General features: G+C 65.6%; 3 protein-coding genes and 2 pseudogenes. All 5 read right to left on the bottom strand.

Features of this window, described 5'->3' with window-relative positions:
* Window positions 1–152, bottom strand: a pseudogene (locus ELR45_RS42975) (MOSC domain-containing protein); the annotation flags it as partial.
* 58 nt (window positions 153–210) lie between these two features.
* Window positions 211–1,455: a sugar ABC transporter permease gene (locus tag ELR45_RS25965; protein WP_129668921.1), complete on the bottom strand. Its 1,245-nt coding sequence runs from the start codon at window positions 1,453–1,455 to the stop codon at window positions 211–213.
* A complete protein-coding gene (locus tag ELR45_RS25960) occupies window positions 1,452–2,249 on the bottom strand; it encodes an ATP-binding cassette domain-containing protein (protein WP_129668920.1) in 798 nt (265 codons plus the stop codon). Before ELR45_RS25960 ends, ELR45_RS25965 begins: the two co-directional genes overlap by 4 nt.
* A 3-nt stretch (window positions 2,250–2,252) precedes the next feature.
* Entirely contained in the window at window positions 2,253–3,359 is a 1,107-nt protein-coding gene (locus ELR45_RS25955; RefSeq protein WP_129668919.1) for a substrate-binding domain-containing protein, read from the bottom strand.
* A 246-nt stretch (window positions 3,360–3,605) separates the two neighbouring features.
* Window positions 3,606–3,834, bottom strand: a pseudogene (locus tag ELR45_RS39125) (5-methyltetrahydropteroyltriglutamate--homocysteine S-methyltransferase); the annotation flags it as partial.

Genomic DNA, 3,834 nt, shown 5'->3' with positions numbered 1-3,834 from the left:
TCGCGCGCCACGCGCGAACGATGCTTCACGGTGGCGCCCAGGTGAGCATCTCCTTCGACTCCGAGACCGGCCAGCAGGGTGATGCTCTGCTGATGCGCCTTGCTGAACTCGTGCGTGTTACTCCGGCTCACCGCCGTGACCGTGCCACTCATACAGCTGACGCTCCCGCCTCGCGCTTCCTACGGGCGAGTCTACGGTGCGGGCCGCCGCTCAGCCTTTCACTCCGATGTCGCCCCGGCCGCGCTGGCTCAGCGCGTCGGCGGTCACCGCGACCAGCAGGATGCCTCCCGATATCGCGAGCTTCGTGCCCGTGCTGGCCTGCATCAAGTCCAAGCCGTTGGACAGGCTGCCCATCACGAGCGCTCCGAGCAACGCACCCCACGGGCTGCCCCGACCGCCGAAGATCGTCGCACCGCCGATGACGGCCGCCGCGATGGCCTCCAGCAGCAGCGGACCACCGGCGAACGCCGTGTACGAGACGGACGCGAACCGGGATGCTCCGATGACGCCCGCAAGGGCGCACAGCAACGAGCTCAGGGTGAACGCCGCGATACGGACCCTGGCGACATCGATGCCCGCACGGCGCGCCGCCTCGGCATTCCCACCGATGGCGTAGAGGTACCGGCCGAACTTCATCCGCCGGGTCACGTAACCGAAGAAGGCGACAAGAGCGACCAGGAGCGCCGAGGCAAGCGGAACGCCGCGGTAGTCGTTCAACACATTGACCACCGCGGCGAGCAGCACGACGACGAGACCGAGCCGGATCGCCAGCCCTCGCATGCTCGGCGCCGACAGCCCGGCGGCGCGTCGCTTCGTCCTCCGCCGTACCTGGCTGAGCGCATAGCCGCCGGCGATCACCACGGCCAGCCCCCAGCCCACCGCCTCCGACAGGTAGGTGGTGGTGAGGTCGCGGATCAGGTCCTCGTTGACGTTCACCGATCCGCCCCGGCCGAGTATCAGCAGCATCACGCCCTGCAGCCCCAGCAGACCGGCCAACGTCACGACGAAGGACGGCACACCGACGACGGCGACGAAGTACCCTTGGAAAAGCCCGATGGCAGCGCCGATCGCCAGGGCCAACAGGATCGCCGGAATCGGATCCCAGCCCTGCCTCGTGACGAGCACGCCCGTAACGGCAGCACACACACCAGAGGTCACTGCGACCGACAGATCGATCTCGCCGATCAGCAACACGAATGTCACGCCCAGGGCGATCGTTCCGATGACGGCGATCTGCAGGAACAGAAACGACAGATTGCGCGGACTGAGGAAGATCGAGTCCTGGGAGTAGAAGACGATCCAGATGACCGCGAGGGTGAGCGCGACCGGCAGCACCGAGAGGTCGCCATGACGGAGCCTGGCCAGGACGTCGCGCCAGCCACCGCCGGCGGTGGTCACCACGCCCCCGTGTACGTCGACCTGAGGTTCCTCGTCCGGCTTCCGTGCGAGCGTCATTGGTCTACCTCGCGCTCCGTCTTGGATCCCGTGATCGCAGCGACGACATCGTCGGGCTCCACCTGGCCCGTGTCGAACGTGGCTACCCGCCGGCCGAGCCGCAGGACGATGATGCGGTCCGCGACGTCGAACACGTCCGCGAGGTTGTGGCTGATCACCACCACGCCGATGCCGTGCTCACGCAGACGTCGGACCAGGCTGAGCACCTCTTGCGTCTGTGCGACGCCAAGGGCAGCGGTCGGCTCGTCGAGCAGCACGACGCGCGCGTCCCACATCACGGCCCGCGCGACCGCGACCGACTGGCGTTGTCCGCCGGACATCGCCGCAACGGGAAGACGGACGTTGCTGATGGTCATCACCCGTAGCGACCGCAGCACCTCCCAGGCCCGTTGCTCCATGGCGATCTCGTCCATGCCACGAACGGCGCTGAGCCGCTCCCGTCCCAGGAACAAGTTGGCCACGACGTCGAGGTTGTCGCACAGCGCCAGGTCTTGATAGACGGTCTCGATGCCCAGATCGACGGCGTCCCCCGGGCCTTTGACGCTGACTTCTCGATCTTCGAAGAGGATTCGCCCGCTATCCGCTCCGTGAATTCCTGCAACTGTCTTGACCAGGGTGGACTTACCTGCGCCGTTGTCGCCGACCAGAGCGACCACCTCGCCGGCATGCACCTCGAAGTCGACGTCTTCGAGCGCTTGGACGGCACCGAACGACTTCGAGATGCCCTCGAGCCGGAGCAGCGCAGAGACGGCGCCGGTGTCGTCGGCGGTGGGTGTGGCGGAGACGTCGCTCATCCGCTACGCGTCCTCGCACAACTCGACGTCGGCGCTCACCCCGGAACAGATCGCCTCAAGCTCGTAGAAGCCGGCATCGATGGCCAGCATGGCGCTCTCCTCGTCGTCGATGACGTCGACTTCCAGAAGCCGGCTCGGGACGTCCTGCATACCGTTGTCCACGGTGTCCGGCACGAGGTCACCGGCCGGTTCCTGACCGGCGAGCAAAGCCGCGGAGATCTGCGCGGCGACGTCCGCCTGCTGCGTGACGTCTTTGAAGACGCTCATGCCTTGCTGGCCGTTGAGGATGAGTTGCAACCCCTGCTCGGTGGCATCCTGACCGGTCACCGGGACATCGCCCGCCATGCCCTGCGATTCGAGCGCGGTGATGATCGTGGCCGCCATGCCGTCATTGGCTGACAAGACACCCTGGACGTCGTTGTCGAGCTGAGTGAGGGCCGCTTCCATCGACTCCTGGGCCGCGGACGGATCCCATCCCGGCGTCCAGTCCTCAAAACCGATGGTGCGCGTGCCCTCGTCGACCGCTTCCTCGAGGACGGGCATGTAGCCGTCGGCGAACCAGCGGGCGTTGTCGTCGTCCTCTGAGCCATGGATCACCACGAGCTGGTCGCCGTCTTCGGTGTTCTCCATGAGCCATTCGCCTTGAGCTTGGCCGACCGCTTCGCCATCGAAGGTCACGAAATAGTCCAACGGCGAGTCTTCGATCAACCGGTCATACGCGATCACCGGCACATCGGCGGCCTCGGCATCCTCGACGATCACTGCCGCCGCGGTCATGTCGACCGCGGCTATCACGAGTACCTCGGCGCCCTGGGTGATGGCCTGCTCGGCCTGCTGCTGTTGCTGTGCCGCGTCATTCAACGCGTTGAAGATCTGTACATCCGCATCCGGCGCATACTCGGACATACTCTCTTCGAAGCTGTCCCGGTCGGGACCTTCCCACCGCGGCGTCACATTCTCGGGTAAAAGGAAAGCGACCGTACCGGTAGCTTCCTCCGCCACATCGCCCTGATCCGCCTCGCCTCCGCCTGTCTCATCGTCATCGTCTCCGCACGCCGCTACGACCAACCCGAATCCAGCGAGAGCGGCGAGAACACCGAGTCGTCTCATCGTCGGCTCCTTTGCACGGACGGCTACGAACTCGACTTTCACACTACCGCCGACGATCTACGTACGAACAGGCCTGAACACGAAGATAATTCCGGGCGACATTCCGGAACTTTTCCGGATGGCCTCCTGACCAGCGTATTGACGTGCCACTCGATGTGGCCAGTGGCCGCACGGCAACCACGAGCATGCGCCGACTGGTCCGGTCGGCGCGAGCCCGTCGTCCGTCCCTGGGAGCCCTGGGGCTGGTCAGCCCCAGATCTCGTCGGCCGTCTCGGCGATCAGACTCAACTTGGCGACCTGCTCGTCGTACGTGAGACTGTTGCCCTCCACCGTCGACGAGAATCCGCACTGCGGTGAGATACAGATCTGCTCGATCGGCACATACGCGCTGGCTTCCTCGACCCGACGTTTCAGGTCGTCCTTCTTCTCCAGCTCCCCCCGCTTGGTGGTGACGATACCGAGCACCACCTTCTTG

It is taken from the genome of Phytoactinopolyspora endophytica (assembly GCF_004138495.1).
Lineage (GTDB): Bacteria > Actinomycetota > Actinomycetes > Jiangellales > Jiangellaceae > Phytoactinopolyspora > Phytoactinopolyspora endophytica.
The sequence above is the reverse complement of the archived record's forward strand: the minus strand, read 5'-3'. Positions and strand labels throughout refer to the sequence as shown.

Bases quoted from the DNA above. Each gene is read 5' to 3' on its own strand.
- ELR45_RS25965 (WP_129668921.1), bottom strand. From the start codon at position 1,455: ATGACGCTCGCACGGAAGCCGGACGAGGAACCTCAGGTCGACGTACAC.
- ELR45_RS25960 (WP_129668920.1), bottom strand. From the start codon at position 2,249: ATGAGCGACGTCTCCGCCACACCCACCGCCGACGACACCGGCGCCGTC.
- ELR45_RS25955 (WP_129668919.1), bottom strand. From the start codon at position 3,359: ATGAGACGACTCGGTGTTCTCGCCGCTCTCGCTGGATTCGGGTTGGTC.